This is a genomic window from Streptomyces umbrinus, from assembly GCF_030817415.1.
Lineage (GTDB): Bacteria > Actinomycetota > Actinomycetes > Streptomycetales > Streptomycetaceae > Streptomyces > Streptomyces umbrinus_A.
Genome location: NZ_JAUSZI010000002.1, coordinates 4,591,901 through 4,609,848, shown reverse-complemented (window position 1 = coordinate 4,609,848; position 17,948 = coordinate 4,591,901). Strand labels below are relative to the sequence as shown.

Genomic DNA, 17,948 nt, shown 5'->3' with positions numbered 1-17,948 from the left:
CACGTGAGACGGGTGGTTTGAGTGGTTATCGTCGGTAGTTGTCCCGTCGGCCTCTCCCGTCCCTACAATGCGCGGCCATGTCGAGGCCACCTGAGAACGAAAACGGTGTGTCCGGCGCGAACGCCGCGAACAACGCGGCCGGCGCGCCGGCCGCCCATGGTGCGCAGCGGGAAGGCGACGAGCCCGTGGTCCCGCCGATCGTGTATCACCCGCAGGTCGAGGAGACCCCGGCGTACGACGAGTACGCCGACCCGGCGACTGCCCACGGCTGGCAGAACGCGTACGACGAGACCCGCGAGCTGCCACCCGTGGCAGCCGGAGCGGAAGATCGCCGCCGGGTCGGCGGCGGCCGTCGCTCCCGGCGGAAGCCCGGAGCCTTGCCGTCACGGCGTGTGGCGGTCGCCGCCGGGGCGGTGGGCGCGGTGTCCCTGGCCGCAGTGATGGCCGGGTTCTCCTTCGGGCCGTCGGACGGTGGAGCGCGAGGCAACGAGGACCGCACGAGCCCGACGGCCGGGGATCCCGCGTCGCCCACGGACGCCAAGTCCTCGGGCGGAGCCTCCGCCGCACGGTCGTCCGACGGCGGGGAGCCGTTTCGCACAGGGGACCCGAGCAGCTCGGCGAGCCCCGCCCCGACGGGCGACGAGACCGAGAAACCCGCGGCCAAGTCCCCCACCACCCCTTTGGCCTCCTCCACGCCCACCGCCATCACGAGCCCGAGGGGCCCGGGCAACTCCGACGGCAAGCCGGGGCGCGGCCAGGGTGGCACCAAGGGGCCCAAGTAACCGTCGCCCGGCTCAAGTAGCCGCCGCCCGGCCCGAGCAGCCCCCGAGCCGGCCAGACCGCCGCACGGCTCCCGGGGGGCGACCCCGTTCACGTTCACCGTGCCGGGGGATGGGCAGGAGCAGTCCGGGAATGCGAGGGAATCCGCCAACGCCGCGCCTGAAGCAGCTCCTTGCCCACACCCCCCTCTCACTTCACAATGTGCATGACAGACGTATGGGCGGCCGGAAATTCTCCGGCCGCCCGAGTCACAATGAGGGGACCCCCACATGAGAAAGCCTCTCGGCGCCGCGCTGTTCGCCCTGGTGATAGCCGGGGCGGGCGCGGCACCCGCGGTCGCGGCGCCCGACCCCCAGTCAGTGGGCGTCGTGGACACGGACACCGCCACCTCGGTGGTCAGAGACGCCGTCACGTCCACGACGGCGGCCGTGTCCAGGATCACCGCGCCGACCGTCCAGGCCGTCAACTTCGCCGGCACCGTCTCGCTCAGCAACTGCTCGGGCTCCGTCGTCCGCTTCCCGGACTCGGAGGACAACGACCCGGCGATGGTCATGTCCAACGGCCACTGTCTGGAGACCGGCTTCCCCGCGGCCGGTGAGGTCATCGTCGACCGGGCCTCCAGCCGCACCTTCGGCCTGCTCAACGCCGCGGGCAGCCGGGTCGCCACCCTGCGCGCCAGCAAGATCGCGTACGCGACGATGACCGACACGGACGTCTCGCTGTACCAGCTCACCACCACGTACGCGCAGATCAAGAGCTCGTACAACATCAGCCCGTTGACGATGAACGACACGCACCCGGTCGCCGGGACCGCCATCACGGTCGTCTCGGGCTACTGGAAGCGGACGTACGCCTGCAACGTCGACGGCTTCGCCTACCGCCTCAAGGAAGGCGCCTGGACCTGGAAGGACTCGGTCCGCTACACCTCGGCCTGCCAGACCATCGGCGGCACCTCGGGCTCGCCGGTCGTCGACAACGCCACCGGCAACGTCGTCGCCGTCAACAACACCGGCAACGAGGACGGCGGCCGCTGCACCGACAACAACCCCTGTGAGGTCGACGAGAGCGGCAACGTGACCGTCCGCGCGGGCATCAACTACGCCCAGGAGACCTACCAGATCCCGGCGTGCTTCGGCATCGACAACAAGCTCGACCTGAGCGCGAGCGGGTGCACCCTGCCCAAGCCGTGATCCCGCGGCGGGCGGTCACGGAGCAGTTCCGCGCACCGCCCGCCCCGCGAGCACATCCGTCCGGCGCCCGTCCTCCACGACGAACCGCCCGTCGATCAGGACGTACGGAATGCCCGTCGGAAGTACGCGAGGGTCCTCGAAGGTCGACCCCGCCGCCACCGTGGCCGGATCGAACAGCACCAGATCCGCCCGGTACCCCTCGCGGACCAGCCCCCGGTCGGGCAGCCGCAGCCGGGCCGCGGGCCGCGACGTCAGATGGGCGACGCACTCCTCCAGCCCGAGAACGCCCAACTCCCTCACATACCGGCCGAGATACTGCGGGAACGTGCCGTACGCGCGCGGGTGGGGCTTGTCGCCGCGCAGGATGCCGTCCGAGCCGCCGGTGTGGACGCGGTGCCGCATGATCGCCCGCACGTTCTCCTCGTGCCCGACGTGCTGGAGGATCGTCGAGCCGAGCCCGTCGTCGAGAAGCAGCCGCCGCGCGGTGACCCAGGGAGCCTCGCCACGAGCGTCGGCCGACTCCTGCACGGTCCGGCCCACATACTCCGCGAGCGCCGCATCAGCGACCCCCGAGATCTCAATGGTGTCCCACTCGATGGGAACGCCATGGCACCCGTCCGCACCCACCACTTCCATGTGATGGCGGATCTTCTCCGCGGTCTCGTCATCCTTCAACCGGGCGAGAATCGCCTCGGGACCACCCTCACTGGCCCAACTGGGCAGCATCGCCACAAGAGTCGTACAGCCGGGCGTGTACGGATACGTGTCCAGACTGATGTCGGCCCCGCCGGCCAGCGCGTCATCGACGAGCGCCAGCAACTCGGGCCCTCTGCCCTTGTTCACACCGAAGTTCATGGTGGCGTGGGCCAGATGAAGGGAGCAGCCCGCCTCGCGCGTCAGCTCCACCATCTCTCTGTACGCGTCCAGGGCACCGGCTCCGTACGACCGATGATGCGGGCAGTAGTAGCCGCCGAACTCCGCAACCACCCGGCACAACTCGGTGAGTTCGGAATCCTTGGCGTACATGCCCGGGGTGTACGTGAGCCCGGACGACATCCCGACCGCACCCTCCCGCATACCGTCCGCGACCAACTGCCGCATCCGGTCCAGTTCCCGTGGCGTCGCCTCACGATCGTCCCAGCCGACGGCGAGCATCCGCACCGAGCCCTGAGGAATCAGATAGGCGGCATTGACGGCGATGCCCTCACCGTCAAAACCATGATCCAGCCGGTCCAGATACTCGCCCACGGACCGCCAGCCGAAGTCGATGTCGTCCCCGTTGCCGTTCCACCCGGTGATCGCCCTGCGCACCTCGGCGAGGGTCCGGTCGTCGACCGGGGCGTACGACAGCCCGTCCTGCCCGATGACCTCCAGCGTCACGCCCTGCGCGACCTTCGCGCTGTGGTCGGGGTCCCGCAGCAGGGCCAGATCACTGTGGGCGTGCATGTCGATGAAGCCGGGGGAGAGGACGAGCCCCTCGGCGTCCAGCACCCGACGGGCGACGGGCCGCAGGCACCCAGCAGCAGCGGCCTCCTGGACCACGGCGGTGATCCTGCCGCCCTCGATGCCCACGTCGGCCCGGTAGGAGGGGCCTCCGCTCCCGTCGACAACCTCCACGTCACGCACTACGAGGTCCATCATGGCGGGCTCCTAGAAGTAGGTGCGGATGTAGTCGACGACCGTGCCGTCCTGCTCCACCACCGGAATCAGCTCCCACTTGTCGAAGGACGTACAGGGATGGGAGAGCCCCATACCCACCCAGTCACCGACCTGGAGCTCGACCCCTTCGTCCGTACGAATCCAGGCATGCTGATCGGACAGACCGGTGACCGCGACACCGTCGGCGGACCGCTCCCCCTCATCCGAGCGCAGCACCTGCACCTCGGGCAGATCAAGGTCATAGGCGGCATCCCGCTTGCCCGCGTTGACGAAGGCCTGCTCGGCAGAGGGCCGGGAAACAACCTGGGCCCAGAGCCGGAACGCGGGCTGGAGGGCACCCTCCTCGGGAACCCGGTTGAACGGAGTGATCTTCCGGTAGTGCCCGTCATCGTGCGAGACATAGGCACCGGACCGCAGCAACTTCAGCACAGGCAGCGACAGTTCAGGAATCCCGGCAAAGACATCGGCCACGGCGTCGAACCAGGCGCTGCCCCCCGCACTGACCACAATCTCTTCGACCCCGTCGAAACGACCGTCCTTGTCAAAGCCGACGGCCAACGCGACAAGCCGCCGCAGCCACCCCCGCACCCGCTCCGAGTCGGCGTCCGGCACCTCTCCCTCGTACCCCGCGACACCCACCAACCGCAGGGTGTCCACACCGGCGACGGCGTCGGCGACGGCGGCGCACTCTTCCTCCCTCCGCACCCCGGTCCGAGCACCTTCACCGGCAGCCAGCTCGACAACGACGTCCACGGGCCGACGACCACCCCGCAACGCGGAGTCCATCAACTCCACCCCGCGCACGGAGTCGACGTAACAGACAAAACGAAACCCGGGATCGGCGTCGAGCTGCGAGGAAACCCACTTCAGAGCAGCGGAATCCACCACTTCATTCGCCAGGAAGACCCGCTGGACCCCGAACGCCCGCGCAACCCGTACCTGATGAGGCACGGCCAGCGTGATCCCCCAGGCCCCACGCTCGATCTGACGCTGAAAAAGCTGGGGGGCCATGGAGGTCTTGCCGTGCGGGGCGAAGGCGAGCCCGTGCCGGACCGAATAGGTCTCCATGAGCCGCAGATTGTGATCGAGCCGCTCGGCGGACAGGGCGAGCACCGGAGTGGTGAACCCGCCACCGAACAGATTGCGGCGCTGAGCGGCCAGCTCGCCAACCGTGAGCCCGTCGGCATCGGGCGGGAGCCCCTTGAACCGGTGGTCGACACGTTCGTCCGCGAGCGCGGCAAGACGCTCCGCACCGGTGCCGGAATCGGCGGCCATGAAGCCTCCCAAATATTCGCCGTTGCACTCCTTGCAACAGTCATTGCGTGTCGCGCTTACTGCTGTCTAACATCTCGGCCAACGCCGGGTCAACGAAGCCGCCGAGACCCACAAAGGCCAAGGAGCCCAAGCCATCGTGACCCCCACCGGACCCGCCCCCACGGCCGCCGCGCCCGCCGTGGATGTCGTCACCCTCGGCGAGTCCATGGTCACGTTCCTCCCCTCCCGCCCGGGCCGCCTCGCGGACGTGCCGTCCTTCGACCGGGCGATCGGCGGTGCGGAGTCCAACGTGGCCTGCGCACTGGCAGCCGCCGGCCACACCGCGAAGTGGGTCAGCCGGGTGGGCGCCGACGGCTTCGGCGACCACCTGACCGAGGCGATCGGGGCGTACGGGGTCGACACCTCCGCCGTACAACGCGACCCCACCCGCCCCACCGGCATCTACTTCCGCACGGCGAGCGACCGTTCCACCGACGCCCACGAGGTGGCGTACTACCGCACAGGCTCCGCGGCCTCGGCCATGTCCAAGGCCACCGCAGACATGGCGGCCATCCACTCGGGCCGAATCCTCCACCTCTCCGGCATCACAGCGGCACTTTCCCCCGACTGCCGGACCCTCATGACCGCCCTCACGGCACCAGCCCCCCACCGCCCGCTGATCTCGTTCGACGTCAACTACCGCGCGGGCCTTTGGCCTACCCCGTCCAAAGCAGGGGCCACCCTCCTCACACTCGCCCGCGGAGCAGACCTCGTATTCGTCGGCGAGGACGAGGCGGAGGAGGCCTGGGGCATCACAGGCGGCCCCACCGCGATCCGCGCCGCACTCCCGGAACCCCGCGTACTGGTGGTCAAGGCCGGCAGCCAAGGCGCCACGGCCTTCGAGGCAGCGCCCCCCACGCACCCGCACCCGACCACGGACGGAAGGGGGCGTGTCGGGGGGTGTCCGCCCGCAGCGGATGGCGTGTCAACTCGTAGCCCTTCCAAGGCAACCGATTCCACGCCAGACCGAGGACGGATACCCCCCGGCGCGCACCCGGCCCACCCCCACGGCGAGGGCGAACGCACCACGGCGCGGCACCCGCACACCCCACGCCAGGGTGACCGAACCGCGGCGCCCCACCCGAGCGACACGATCACCTTCGTCCCCGCCCTCCAGGTGGACGTGGTCGCCCCCGTAGGAGCGGGCGACGCCTTCGCGGCAGGCTTCCTGTCGGCGACCCTCCGCGGACTCCCTCCCCGAGCCCGCCTCCGCCACGGCCACCTCATGGCCGCCGCCACGCTCACCGACCCCGGAGACCTGGGCGCACCCCCCGACCGCGACCACGCCGACCGCCTCGCCGCCCTGGACGACGACGCGTGGGGCACACTTCGACTCGGCCCCGGCTGGACGCACCCCGCAGACCGGGCCCAGGAGGAGGTACCCACCCCATGAGCCAGACCGTCGACAGAGCGCTGTCCATCCTGCCGCTCCTAGCCGAGGGCCCCGCCGACCTGGGCCAGGTCGCCGACCGCCTGGGCGTCCACAAGTCCACCGCCCTGCGCCTCCTGCGCACGCTCCACGAACACGGCCTCGTCTACCGCCAGTCCGACCAGCGCTACCGCCTGGGCGCCCGCCTCTTCGCGCTGGCCCAGGAGGCCGTGGAGAACCTGGACGTACGGGAGATCGCCCACCCCCACCTCGTACGCCTCAACGAGCAGTGCGGCCACACCGTCCACCTCGCCGTGCACGAGGAGGGCGAGGTCCTCTACATCGACAAGGTCGAGAGCCGCTACCCGGTCCGCATGTACTCCCGCATCGGCAAACCAGTGGCCATCACGGTCGCCGCGGTGGCGAAACTGCTCCTCGCCGACCTCCCGGAACCCGAGCGCCACACGTTCGCCGACAAACTCGACTACCCGATGTACACATCCCGCTCGACCCCCAACGCCCCGGCGTTCCTGAGGGAGTTGGAGAAGGTGAGAGACCAGGGCTGGGCCACGGACCTGGGCGGCCACGAAGAGTCCATCAACTGCGTGGCGGCCCCCATCCGAGGCACCGACGGCCGAGTCGTCGCAGCCATGTCCGTCTCCGCCCCGAACGTAGTCGTCACCGCCGACGAACTCCTCACACTGCTCCCACTGGTGCGCCGTACCGCGGCGGCCATCAGCGGAGAGTACTCAGGCAAGACCCCGACGAAGGAAACCAGCTCATGACCGACAAGATCGCCCTCACCCCCAAGACCCACACCACCCCGCCGGCCAGGTTCTCGCACGGCGTCAGGAAGGGGAACATCCTCCAGGTCGCGGGCCAGGTCGGCTTCCTGCCCGCGGTGGAGGGCGAGCCCCCCACGCCCGCAGGCCCGACCTTGCGGGAGCAGACCCTCCAGACCCTCGCCAACGTCAAGGCCATCCTCGAAGAGGGCGGCTCCTCCTGGGACGACGCGATGATGATCCGCGTCTACCTGACGGACGTGGACCACTTCGCCGAGATGAACGCGATCTACAACGCGTACTTCGAGGAGCAAGGCCTCACAACGCCCCCCGCAGCTCGCACAACGGTGTACGTGGGCCTCCCCGCAGGCTTGCTGATCGAAATCGACGCACTAGCAGTACTGGGCTAACAGCCCCGCAAGCCCCACAACGCGCCCCCCACAACGCGCCCCCCACAACGCGCCCCCCACAACGCGCCCCCCACAACGCGTCCCCCCCACAAGGCCCCCACCCCCCCCCACAACACCCGCACCCCGTAAGTAATCAAGGTCCGGCGCCCACCCCAGGGCGCCGCACCGCGATCCCCCCTGCCCGAAAGCTCCATGCCCTTAAGAAGAGGCCCCCCATGTCGTCCCTGCTCGCAGCCACACCCACCCCGGAAGCGCCACCCCACACAGGCGGCCTGCTCCTGCTCATCGACGGCACCGCAGGCCTGCTGACGGTCGCGGCCCTCGGCATAGTCCTGCTCCTGGTCCTGATCATCAAAGTCAGACTGCAGCCGTTCGTAGCGTTGCTCGCGGTGTCCATAGCCGTCGGCCTCTCGGCCGGCCTCTCCGTCACCGAACTCTTCGGCACGGTCCAGCGGTCGACCTCCGTCTCGATGATCGAGTCGGGCATGGGCGGCATCCTCGGCCACGTCGCGATCATCATCGGCCTCGGCACGATGCTCGGCGCGATCCTGGAGGTGTCGGGCGGCGCGGAGGCGCTCTCGGCCCGCCTGCTCAACCTGTTCGGCGAGAAGCGCGCCCCGCTCGCCATGGGCCTGACCGGCCTCATCTTCGGCATCCCGGTCTTCTTCGACGTAGGCATCTTCGTCCTGGCGCCGATCGTCTACGCGGCCGCCAAGCGCTCCGGCAAGTCGATCCTGCTCTACGCCATGCCGCTCCTCGCGGGCCTGTCGATGACGCACGCGTTCCTGCCGCCGCACCCCGGCCCGGTCGCCGCAGCCGGTCTGTTCAAGGTGGACCTGGGCTGGGTCATCCTGATGGGCGTCGTCGTCGGCATCCCCGCCGTACTCGCCGCGTGGGCGTACGCCGCCTGGATCGGCAAGCGCCTCTTCGTCCCCGTACCGCAGGACATGGTAGAGGCCGCGGACGAGGCGAAGGCGGCGGTGGCCGCGGAGCGCGCGGCGCGCCGGGCGGCGGTCGGGGGCCCCACGGACGGCGCAGGCACAGCCACGGGCAAGAGCACAGGCCCGGCCCAAAGCACAGGCACAGGCACAGGCGCGGGCTCCGGTTCGGTCGCCGTCGCCGAAGGCCCGTCCGAGGCCCCCGCGGAGCAGCCGCCCTCCCTCTCCACGGTCTTCCTCATCATCGGTACGCCGCTGCTGCTGATCCTCGCCGCGACGTTCTCCTCCATCGCCCTGGACCCGTCGACGTTCCGCTCGGTCATCGAGTTCTTCGGGCACCCCTTCGTGGCGCTGACGATCGCGCTGCTGATGGCGTACTACCTGCTGGGCATCCGGCGCGGCTGGTCGCGCAAGTCGCTGGAGACGGTGTCGACGGCGTCCCTGAAGCCGGTCGGCAACATCCTGCTGGTGGTCGGCGCGGGCGGCGTCTTCGGCGCCGTACTGAAGGGCTCGGGCATCGCGGACGCGCTGGCGGACACGTTCAACGACGTGGGCCTGCCGGTCGTCGTGCTGGCCTGGCTGATCTCCGTAGTGCTGCGGGTCGCCCAGGGTTCGGCGACGGTCGCCATCGTCACCACGGCCGGCATCGTCGTCCCGCTGGTCGAGGGACAGGACCTCTCGCAGGCCCATCTGGCGCTGATCATCATGGCGATCTCGGCCGGTTCGATCTTCGCCTCGCACGTCAACGACGGAGGCTTCTGGATCGTCGCCAAGTACTTCGGCATCTCCGAACGAGACACCCTCAAGTCCTGGACGGTCCTGGAAACGGTCCTGTCCGTGGCGGGCTTCGCGGTGGCGGCGCTGCTGAGCATCTTCATATAGCGGGACGAAGCGGAGGCCGACTGTTCTCGACACAGGATCGTCGACCATACTGCCCGCTGTGGAGCAGCGCATAGGACCCAACATCCAGCCCCTGCAAGGCGCCGCGGTCGACCCGGCGTTCGTGCCCGGCATCACGGGCCCGCGCCCCGCCGAGCCGAAGGACGCCGAGCCGACGGAGGCCGTCTCCGAGGAGACGGCCTCGGACGGGGAGACGGCCCCTGAGGAGGAGACGGCCCCCGAGAAGCGGACGCCTGCCAAGCAGACGAACCTCAAGAAGGAAGCCGCAGAGGAGGAACCCTCCGAAGACGAGCCCTCCAGCGACGAGCCCTCCGGCGAAGAACCATCCGGCGAGGAACCCTCCAGCGACGAGCCGGAGGAGCCCGAGGAGGCTCCCGAGGGCGGCCCCGTCTTCGAGGCCTCCGACCGTCGCGCGAAGATCGTCGCCGACCACAGCGGCGTACGGCTGCGCCTGGACGACCAGGAGGCCGAGTTCCGCTGGGAGGAGATCGGCGCGGTCGAGACCGAGTCACCGCGCTTCGGGAAGCGGTTCACCATCACGGTGCACACCCCCGACCGCCGCTGGTACCCGATCGAGATCGAGGCGTCGGCCAGGTCCCGCTTCAAGGAGTGGGAGACCCAGCTGGACGAGGTCCTGGACACGTACTTCGAGGACGCCGAAGAGGTTGAGGAGAGCGCCCCGTAAGGGGCGTGGGGAACTGCGCGACCAGCCACAACGGCCCCGCAGTTCCCCACGCACGTCACACCTCAAGCCTCAAGCCGCAAACCACCCGGCTCAACTGCAGTACTGCGCTTCCTTCCCGATGGACCGGTACATGCAGTCGGAGTTCTCCAACAACTGCAGCACCGCGTCCCGGTTCCGCGCGGTCTCCCGCTCGATCACCTCGTCGGGCGGGTAGAACCCGCCCCCGCCACTGGACCCCGGATACATCTCGAAGGTGTAGGCGAAGATCTTCTGACTGCCCCACAGGTAGTCGTCGATCGACCCGTCGGTGATGTAGAGGTCGCTGGACTGCTCGGGCGTGTAGCCGTTGCTGGCGGCCATCTTCTGCCCGACCGTGGCGAAGGCGTTGCGGTCGTCGACCGTCATACCGGTCGTGGTGTCCGCGTTGGTGTAGCCGAAGGGCCACAGCACCAGCTCGCTGTACGTGTGGAAGTCCACGCCGGCCCTGATCTGCTGCTTGCCGCCCACGACCCGGCTGCGTACGAAGTCGGCCACCACCTTCACCTCGGGCGCGGACTCGGCAGCGGTACCCCGGTAGGTCTCGGAGGACGTGGAGCCCGACGAGCCGCCGCAGCAGCCCCAGCGGTAGTTCCAGTTGCGGTTCATGTCCGTGCCGACGTACGAACTGCCGCTGTTGGGCTGGCGGTTCTTGCGCCACGAGCGGTAGGCGCCGGATGCGATGTCGTACTCGCCGCCGTCCGGGTTGAGGTCCGGGACGATCCAGATCTCGCGGTTGTTCACCATGTTCGTGACGCGGGAGTCGGAGCCGTACCCGGCGCCCAGCTCACGCAGCAGATAGAGCGCCATCTCCACGGTGAGGTGCTCGCGCGCGTGCTGGTGGTGGGTGAACAGGACCTCGGGCTCGGACTCGTCGGTCGCGACGTTGTCGCTGATCTTGATGGCGACGATGTCCCGGCCCTGGTACGACTTCCCGATCACGCGCTTGCTCATGATGCTCGGGTAGGCGGCCAGGCGCTGGTTGATCTCCGTGTTCATCTCGGCGTAGTTGTGATACCGCGAGTCGGCGGAGGGGAAGTCGAGGATGCCCACGTCCGCGGCGCTCGACCGGTCGGGGGCGGAGCCGAGGGCCGTGACCTCGTAGCCGAGCTGCCGCAGCTTCTTCGCCTGGGCCGCGCGTCCCGAGACGACGACGGTCTCCTCGTCGGCCTCGTCGATCGACACGCCCGTCTGGGAGATCGCCGTACGGGTGGCCGAGGTGCTGCCGTGGACATGGACCTCGTACTGACGGATGTCCTCCGTGTCGGAGGCGGGAGCCGCCCCGGAGGCGCTGTTCGCGCTGGTCGTGGCGGCGATGGGGGCCGCCAGAGCCAGAGCGAGCAGTGTGGCGAGGGCGGCCGTGCGTCGGCCGCGTCTGCCGGGTGAGGGGGGTGCGGCGGGTGTGCCGCCGCCTTTGATGCGAAGCCGCATTGATTCTCCTAGTTTCTCCAGAAATTCCGGGATCACCGGAAGTGTGGGGAGTGGAGCGGGGGGTGGATCGGTGCGACGTGCCGGGGCTGTCCGCCGAATGCGCCGACAGGAGCCCGTATGCGGGTGTGGCGCTCATCGTGGGGCTATGGCATGTCCGGGTCAAGACCAGACCGAAACCAGCCGTCGCGAACCGGCCGAAACGAGACGGTCGCCCCCGGCCCCGGGCCCCGTGCGCCGGTCGGTACGCGCGCACACCGACCCCGCCTCATCAGGGGCGCGGGGAACTGCGCGACAAGCCCCCACCGGCCCGCAGGCACTCAACAGCCCAAGCGGAGCGCCAGCGCACGCCGGGCGCCACAGGGCGCACAAGCCGGGCGCAATGCATATATGGGGCCCGGCAGTGTACGCGCCCACACCCCACACGTCGCGGACCCACTCAAAGTGCACCCACGGGTGTGACGCACGCGTGCGAAGCCGAGGCGCAGCCGGAAGACTGAGAACCGGCACAAGAGGAGCCACCCACTCCGGCTCCCGTCTCACACCCCAGAGGACTGGCTGATCATGGGCGGATCAGCGCCGCGAAGGGTCCATCAGCCACCGGTCGAGACGACCAGCTTCGTCGACCGACGGGACGAACTGGCCGAGGGGCGGCGGCTGTTGGCCACCGCACGACTGGTCACGCTGACCGGACCCGGCGGCGTCGGCAAGACGCGGCTGGCCGGGCGGATCGCCGCCCGGGTCGAGCGGGCGTTCCCCGACGGCGTGCGCTTCGCGCACCTCGCCTGCCTGCACGACCCGGCGCTCGTCCCGCTCGCCGCGGCCGACGCGCTCGGCCTGCACGACCACTCCGAACAGCCGCCCCTGGACACGCTGGTCGAGCGGCTGCGCGACCGCCGACTGCTCCTGGTCCTCGACAACTGCGAGCATCTGCTGTCCGCCTGCGCGGAGTTGGCGGCCGCGCTGCTGCACGGCACGACCGGCGTCCGCGTCCTCGCGACGAGCCGCCACCGCCTGGCCCTCACGGAGGAACACCTCCTGGACGTACGGCCCCTGCCGGTGCCCGACCCGGACTCGGACCTCTCGGCCGCCGCGACCTACCCGGCACTGGCGCTCTTCGCCGACCGGGCCGCCGCCGTCGCCCCCGGCTTCGAACTCACCCCCGACAACCGGGCCGCCGTGGCCCGCCTCTGCCGCCGCCTCGACGGCCTGCCCCTCGCCATCGAGCTCGCGGCCGTCCGGATGCGCGTCCTCGGCGTCGACCAGCTCGTCGCCCGGCTCGACGACCGCTACCGCCTCCTCACCACGGGCAGCCCGGCCGTTCTTCCCCGCCACCAGACGCTGCGCGCGGCGGTCGACTGGAGCCACGAACTCTGCACGGAGGCGGAGCAGTTGGTGTGGGCGCGGGCCTCGGTATTCGCGGGGAGCTTCGATCTGGAGGCGGCGGAGGCGGTATGCGCGGACGCGCACGCGCACGATGACGTGGACGAGGACGAGTGGGGGAACGGCGACCAGGGCGACGGTACGAGCCTCGGCGACGGCAAGAGCATCGACGTACATCCCCAGGACGTCCTCGAAGCCGTGGCCGGCCTGGTGGACAAATCCGTGCTGTGCAGAGAAGGCGGCCCCGGCACGGCCAGATACCGCCTGCTCGACACCCTGCGGCACTACGGGCTCGACAAGCTGCGGCAGTGGCCCGGGGAGGAGTCGGCGGCCCGGCGGCGGCAGCGGGACTGGGCCCAGGAGGTTGCCGCGGAGTGCGAGCGGAGGTGGTTCGGGCCGGGGCAGCGGGAGATCGTGGCCCGGCTGCGGGCCGACCAGGACAACCTGCGGGCCGCCCTGGAGTTCAGCCTCACCGTGCCGGGCGAGGCCCGGGCCGGACTCGGGCTCGCCGGAACCCTGTGGTTCTACTGGCACGCCTGCGGAGCACCCCGCGAGGGCCGGTACTGGCTGGACCGCGCGCTCGACGCGCACCCCGAGCCCACCCGGGAGCGCGCCAGGGCACTCTGGGTCGCGGGCCTGCTCGCCGGCTGCCCCGAGGACCTCACCCGGGGCCGCGACCGCGCCGAGGACGCCCGCGCGCTGGCCCGCCGCCTCGGCGACCCGGCCGAGGTCGCGCACGCGGAGTACCTGCTCGGCCTGATGGCCCTGTTCGGCGACGACCTCCCCGCCGCCCTTGAGCACTACGAGGCCGCCGTCGCCCGCAACCCCGTCGACGGCCAGCTCCCCAGCCTCGCCGTCCTCGACCAGGTCGAACTCGCCGCCAGCCTCGCCTTCCTGGGCCACACCGACCGGGCCGTCCAGGTCTGCGAGGACGCCCACCGCCTCTGCGAGGAGCACGGCGAGGAGTGGGTCCGCTCGTACGTCCTGCGGGTCCTCGCCCTCGCGTACGCGGAGCGGAAGGAGTGGGACCGCGCGGAGCCGCACGCCCGTGACGCCCTGCGCCGCAAGCTCGCCGTGCACGACGTCATCGGCATCGGCCTCACCCTCGACCTGCTGGTGGTCATCACCGCCGCCCGCGGCGCCCACGAACGCGCCGCCGTGCTGCTCGGCGGCGCCGACCGCGTCTGGGCCGGCATCGACGGCAACCGCTTCGGCTCCACGACGTACAACTCCGCGCGCAGGGAGAGCGAGACGCGGGTGCGGGCGGCCGTCGGACAGGGGGTCTTCGACCGGGCGTACCGGCGGGGTGGCGGGCTCGGGCTCACCGCGATCGTCTCGTACGCCCTCCAGGAAGCCGGGAAACCGGTCGTCCCCGGCCCCCGCCGGGCCGAAGGGAACCCGCACCCGGACTCCGTCAGGGCGGACCCCCGTCTCGCGTCGCTCACCCGGCGCGAGAGGGAGGTCGCCGAGCTCGTCGCCGAGGGGCTCGCCAACCAGCAGATCGCCGACCGCCTGGTGATCGCCCGCCGCACCGCGGAGGGCCACGTGGAACGCATCCTCGGCAAGCTCGGCTTCAGCAACCGCAGCCAGATCGCGGCGTGGGTCGCCGCACGCCGCTGAACCCCCGATCCCGGGGTCCCGATGGGCGAGGTGCCACAACGCCCGCCCACAGCCGGGAACGCCCGCCCACAGCCGGGCAGTTCGCCCACAGCCGGGCGGCCCGCCCACAACCAGGTGGATACGACAGAAGGGGAACCCTCGTGACTGCCGAACCAACCAGGCCGACCGAACCGACCAAGTCGGTCAAGCCCTCCCAGGCGGCTCAACCAGCCCCGCCCCCAGGGGCGTTCGACCACCGCATGGCGGTGTTCGACTCCGACGACGCGTTCGTCGCGGCCGCGCTCCCCTTCCTTGCGGAGGGTCTCGCCGCACCGGACGAACCACCGCCCGTGGCCATCGCCGACCCCGGCAGGCTCGCCGTCCTGCGGGACGCGCTGGGCACGGACGCCAAGAGCGTCACCTTCGTGCCCCACACCGAGTGGTACACGGGTTCGGCGGCCAACGCCGTCGCCCAGAGCGCCGGTTACCTCTCCGCGAACGCGGGACCCGGCGGCCGGATCCACCTCCTCATGGAGCCGCACTGGGCCGGCCGCGCCGGGCGCTCGACGCGCGAGACCACCGAGTGGATCCGCTACGAGTCGCTCGCCAACCTCCTCTTCGCGCCGTTCGCGACGACCGCCCTGTGCGCGTACGACACCCGCACCGCGGGCCCCGCCATCGTCGACGCCGCCCGCCGCGCGCACCCCGACACCCCGGCGTACGAGCAACCGGCCCGCCTGGTCCACGAGTTGGACTGGGTCCCCCTGCCCCCGCCGCCACCGGACGCCGAGCGCCTCACCGCCCCGGATCGCGACACCCTCCGCGAGCGGGCCCGGGCGCGCGGACTCACCCCCGCGGACGCAGACCTGTTCGCGACAGCGGTCACCGAGGCAACGACCCCGTACATCTCCTCGATCCCCGAGGCGGCGACCCCGTACGCACCCCTGATCCCCACCCCGTCCCTCCCCGAGGTCCTGCTGTGGGGCGAGGCGCCCGCCTGTGTCTGCGAGCTGCGCGTCCCCGAGCGGATCACGGACCCGCTCGCCGGCTTCGTCCCACCGCCCGCCGAGGGCCCGTCCCCCGGCCAGGGCCTTTGGTTCACCCGCCAGGTCTGCGCGTACGTGGACATCCGGGACGCGGAGTCGGGCGACGGCTCGCTGATCCGTGTCCAGTACGCGTAGGTGCACAGGTGCACCCGGCGCTGCACGGTCCCGGACGCCCCCGTACGGCGAAGGCACCCGCATGCCCCAAAACCGGTGCGAACGCATGTTTTCAGGTAGGTATTCAGGTAGTCCTCCCCGTGCCGACGAGCCGCGGGGAGCCGAAGCTTTGGACATGCTGGAACTCTCCGGAGGGCATCTTCCGGATCCCGACGCCGCGTACGGCTGGTACCCCCAACCACCCTTGGGAGCAGGCCACTCAAGTGTCGTGTACGACCCCCGCCCCGTCGCGGCGGCCGAGGCCCGCGCGGAGGTCAGGCGGCGGCTGGAGGGCTGGGGGCTCGCGGAACAGAGCGACACGGCGGAGCTCCTCGTCAGCGAACTCGTCACCAACTCCCTGATACACGCGGCGAGTCGCCTCCGCCTCACCCTCTCGGCCGCGCACGGAGTCCTGCGCTGCGAGGTCTCCGAGGCAGGCCGCCGCCCCGCGGAGGTGCCCGGGGCGGGCACCGCGGTGGGCGGCTGCGGGATGTTCCTGGTGGATGCGCTCGCGAGGCGCTGGGGCTGCCACCAGGACGGGCCGGGCCGGACCCTCTGGTTCGAGCTCGGCACGTGCGGGTCCGACGGCTGTGGTCGGCGACAGCCGTAGTGCCCCGCCAGTTCCGGACGAACCGTTGTCCACCTCCGGAACCACAGCCCGGGCCCCGGTGGCGCGCCCAGCCGCCGGGGCCCGCCCGAACGTCTTCTCCTCGGTGCGCACACTCCTCACCTGTGCACATCGGGTGGTGATCACCGCACGCCCTCTTGTGCCCCCGTTCTCTTTACGCTTTCTTGATCCGCATGGCTGACACCTCTGGGAACGCGGACACCACTGGAAGCACGGCCACGGGAGAGACGGGGAAGGCCGCCTCCGCTCCCCGCAAGTCCAGTTGGAAATACATCGGCCCCGGCATCGTGGTGGCCGCGACGGGCGTCGGCGCAGGCGACCTCGTCGCCACGCTCATCGCGGGCTCGAACTTCGGCTACACGCTCCTGTGGGCCGCCGTCATCGGCTGTCTCGTCAAGATCTCGCTGGCCGAGGCGGCGGGCCGCTGGCACCTGTCCACCGGCCGCACGCTCTTCGACGGCTGGGCGAGCCTGGGCCGCTGGACGTCGTGGTTCTTCGTCGTGTACGTCGTGATCTGGGGCTTCGTCTACGGAGCCGCGGCCATGTCCTCGTCGGGCCTGCCACTGCAGGCGCTCTTCCCGGACGTCATGGACCTGGAGTGGTGGGCCGTCCTGACCGGTCTGGTCGGCCTGGTCTTCGTCTGGTTCAACAAGTACGAGGTCTTCGAGAAGGTCATGACCGTCCTGGTGGGCGTGATGTTCGTCGTCACGGTCTACCTGGCGATCCGCGTCACCCCGAACCTCGGCGACGCCTTCGCGGGCCTGCTCCCGGTCCTCCCCGACGAGAAGGACTCGATCCTCAACACGCTGGGCCTGATCGGCGGTGTGGGCGGCACGATCACGCTGGCCGCGTACGGCTACTGGGTCAACGCGAAGGGCTGGACGAACACCGGCTGGATGAAGGTGATGCGCCTGGACAACCGCGTCGCGTACATCACCACCGGCATCTTCGTCATCTCGATGCTCTTCGTCGGCGCGGAACTCCTGCACTCCTCCAACGTGGCCATCGCGAGCGGCGACAAGGGCCTCATCCAGCTCGGCGACATCCTGGAGGACGAGTACGGCACGGCGACCGCCAAGTTCTTCCTCATCGGCTTCTTCGCCACGTCCTTCACGTCCCTGATCGGCGTCTGGCACGGCGTGAGCCTGATGTTCGCGGACTTCGTGGAGCGCTACCGCAAGGACAGGGCCGGCCGCGCGACCGGCGAAGGGGAGACCCCGGCCGGGAAGGCGACGTCCGGCGAGGGAACGACATCCGGCGAGGAGGTGGCCTCGGGCGCCCGCGAGCGCTCCTGGCCCTTCCGCGGCTACCTCCTGTGGCTGACCTTCCCGCCGATCGTCCTCCTCTTCCAGGGCGAGCCCTTCCGCCTGATCATCCTGTACGGAGTCCTGGGCGCCGCCTTCCTCCCCTTCCTCGCCCTCACCCTGGTCTGGCTCCTCAACTCCTCCCGCACCCCCGCGGAATGGCGCAACGGAATCCTCAGCAACTCCATGCTGACGATCGCGGGCCTGATCTTCATCGTCCTGTGCGTGAAGCAGATCTGGGACCAGCCGTGGTCGGAGTTCTTCTAGCCGCGGCCGTGATCCGGGCGGACACGCGGACACACGGAAGCGCCGCCGCCGGATCGGCGGCGGCGCTTGACCGTTGA

At 70.5% G+C, this 17,948-nt stretch carries 14 protein-coding genes; 11 read left to right on the top strand and 3 right to left on the bottom strand.

The genetic code is table 11. The features are described 5' to 3' along the window. Positions 1-77 precede the first annotated feature (77 nt). Together QF035_RS20105 and QF035_RS20100 are read left to right on the top strand one after the other, a co-directional pair. Entirely contained in the window at positions 78-782 is a 705-nt protein-coding gene (locus QF035_RS20105; RefSeq protein ID WP_307521811.1) for a hypothetical protein, read from the top strand. A 267-nt stretch (positions 783-1,049) separates the two neighbouring features. Further along, complete coding sequence (locus QF035_RS20100) at positions 1,050-1,970, top strand: S1 family peptidase (protein ID WP_307521810.1); 921 nt, start codon at positions 1,050-1,052, stop codon at positions 1,968-1,970. Positions 1,971-1,985: 15 nt separating this feature from the next. Here the strand turns inward: QF035_RS20100 and QF035_RS20095 are convergent, their stop codons facing one another. Further along, a complete protein-coding gene (locus QF035_RS20095) occupies positions 1,986-3,611 on the bottom strand; it encodes an N-acyl-D-amino-acid deacylase family protein (RefSeq protein ID WP_307521809.1) in 1,626 nt (541 codons plus the stop codon). Positions 3,612-3,620: 9 nt separating this feature from the next. Further along, on the bottom strand, positions 3,621-4,904 hold the full coding sequence (locus QF035_RS20090; protein WP_307521808.1) for an amino acid deaminase: 1,284 nt from the start codon (positions 4,902-4,904) through the stop codon (positions 3,621-3,623). A 205-nt stretch (positions 4,905-5,109) separates the two neighbouring features. Between QF035_RS20090 and QF035_RS20085 the strand changes: the two genes are divergently transcribed. The 5 genes from QF035_RS20085 to QF035_RS20065 all read left to right on the top strand — a co-directional run bounded on the left by QF035_RS20085 (position 5,110) and on the right by QF035_RS20065 (position 10,027). Further along, a complete protein-coding gene (locus QF035_RS20085) occupies positions 5,110-6,336 on the top strand; it encodes a sugar kinase (RefSeq protein WP_373466961.1) in 1,227 nt (408 codons plus the stop codon). Beyond that, positions 6,333-7,097, top strand: a complete 765-nt coding sequence (locus QF035_RS20080; protein ID WP_055618584.1) for an IclR family transcriptional regulator — start codon at positions 6,333-6,335, stop codon at positions 7,095-7,097. Before QF035_RS20085 ends, QF035_RS20080 begins: the two co-directional genes overlap by 4 nt. After that, positions 7,094-7,504, top strand: a complete 411-nt coding sequence (locus QF035_RS20075; RefSeq protein ID WP_307521806.1) for a RidA family protein — start codon at positions 7,094-7,096, stop codon at positions 7,502-7,504. Before QF035_RS20080 ends, QF035_RS20075 begins: the two co-directional genes overlap by 4 nt. A 215-nt stretch (positions 7,505-7,719) precedes the next feature. Beyond that, the gene (locus QF035_RS20070) at positions 7,720-9,324 is read left to right on the top strand and encodes a GntP family permease (protein ID WP_307521805.1); all 1,605 of its coding nucleotides are present in this window, start codon (positions 7,720-7,722) and stop codon (positions 9,322-9,324) included. 58 nt (positions 9,325-9,382) lie between these two features. Next, positions 9,383-10,027: a hypothetical protein gene (locus QF035_RS20065; protein ID WP_307521804.1), complete on the top strand. Its 645-nt coding sequence runs from the start codon at positions 9,383-9,385 to the stop codon at positions 10,025-10,027. A 90-nt stretch (positions 10,028-10,117) separates the two neighbouring features. Here QF035_RS20065 and QF035_RS20060 read toward each other — a convergent pair whose 3' ends face one another. Next, positions 10,118-11,494 (bottom strand): M14 family metallopeptidase, encoded by a 1,377-nt coding sequence (locus tag QF035_RS20060; protein ID WP_307521803.1) that lies wholly within the window; start codon positions 11,492-11,494, stop codon positions 10,118-10,120. A 561-nt stretch (positions 11,495-12,055) separates the two neighbouring features. On the opposite strand from QF035_RS20060, the gene QF035_RS20055 reads away from it, so the two are divergent. The 4 genes from QF035_RS20055 (at position 12,056) to QF035_RS20040 (ending at position 17,871) form a co-directional block, all read left to right on the top strand. Next, positions 12,056-14,494 carry an ATP-binding protein gene (locus QF035_RS20055; protein ID WP_307521801.1) on the top strand — a complete coding sequence of 813 codons (2,439 nt, stop codon included), beginning with the start codon at positions 12,056-12,058 and terminating at the stop codon, positions 14,492-14,494. A gap of 140 nt (positions 14,495-14,634) precedes the next feature. Continuing rightward, positions 14,635-15,654, top strand: coding sequence for an MEDS domain-containing protein (locus QF035_RS20050; protein WP_307521800.1), 1,020 nt, complete (start codon positions 14,635-14,637; stop codon positions 15,652-15,654). Positions 15,655-15,808: 154 nt separating this feature from the next. Continuing rightward, on the top strand, positions 15,809-16,282 hold the full coding sequence (locus QF035_RS20045) for an ATP-binding protein (RefSeq protein ID WP_269653613.1): 474 nt from the start codon (positions 15,809-15,811) through the stop codon (positions 16,280-16,282). Positions 16,283-16,473: 191 nt separating this feature from the next. Continuing rightward, the gene (locus tag QF035_RS20040) at positions 16,474-17,871 is read left to right on the top strand and encodes an Nramp family divalent metal transporter (protein ID WP_307521799.1); all 1,398 of its coding nucleotides are present in this window, start codon (positions 16,474-16,476) and stop codon (positions 17,869-17,871) included. Positions 17,872-17,948: the final 77 nt, after the last annotated feature.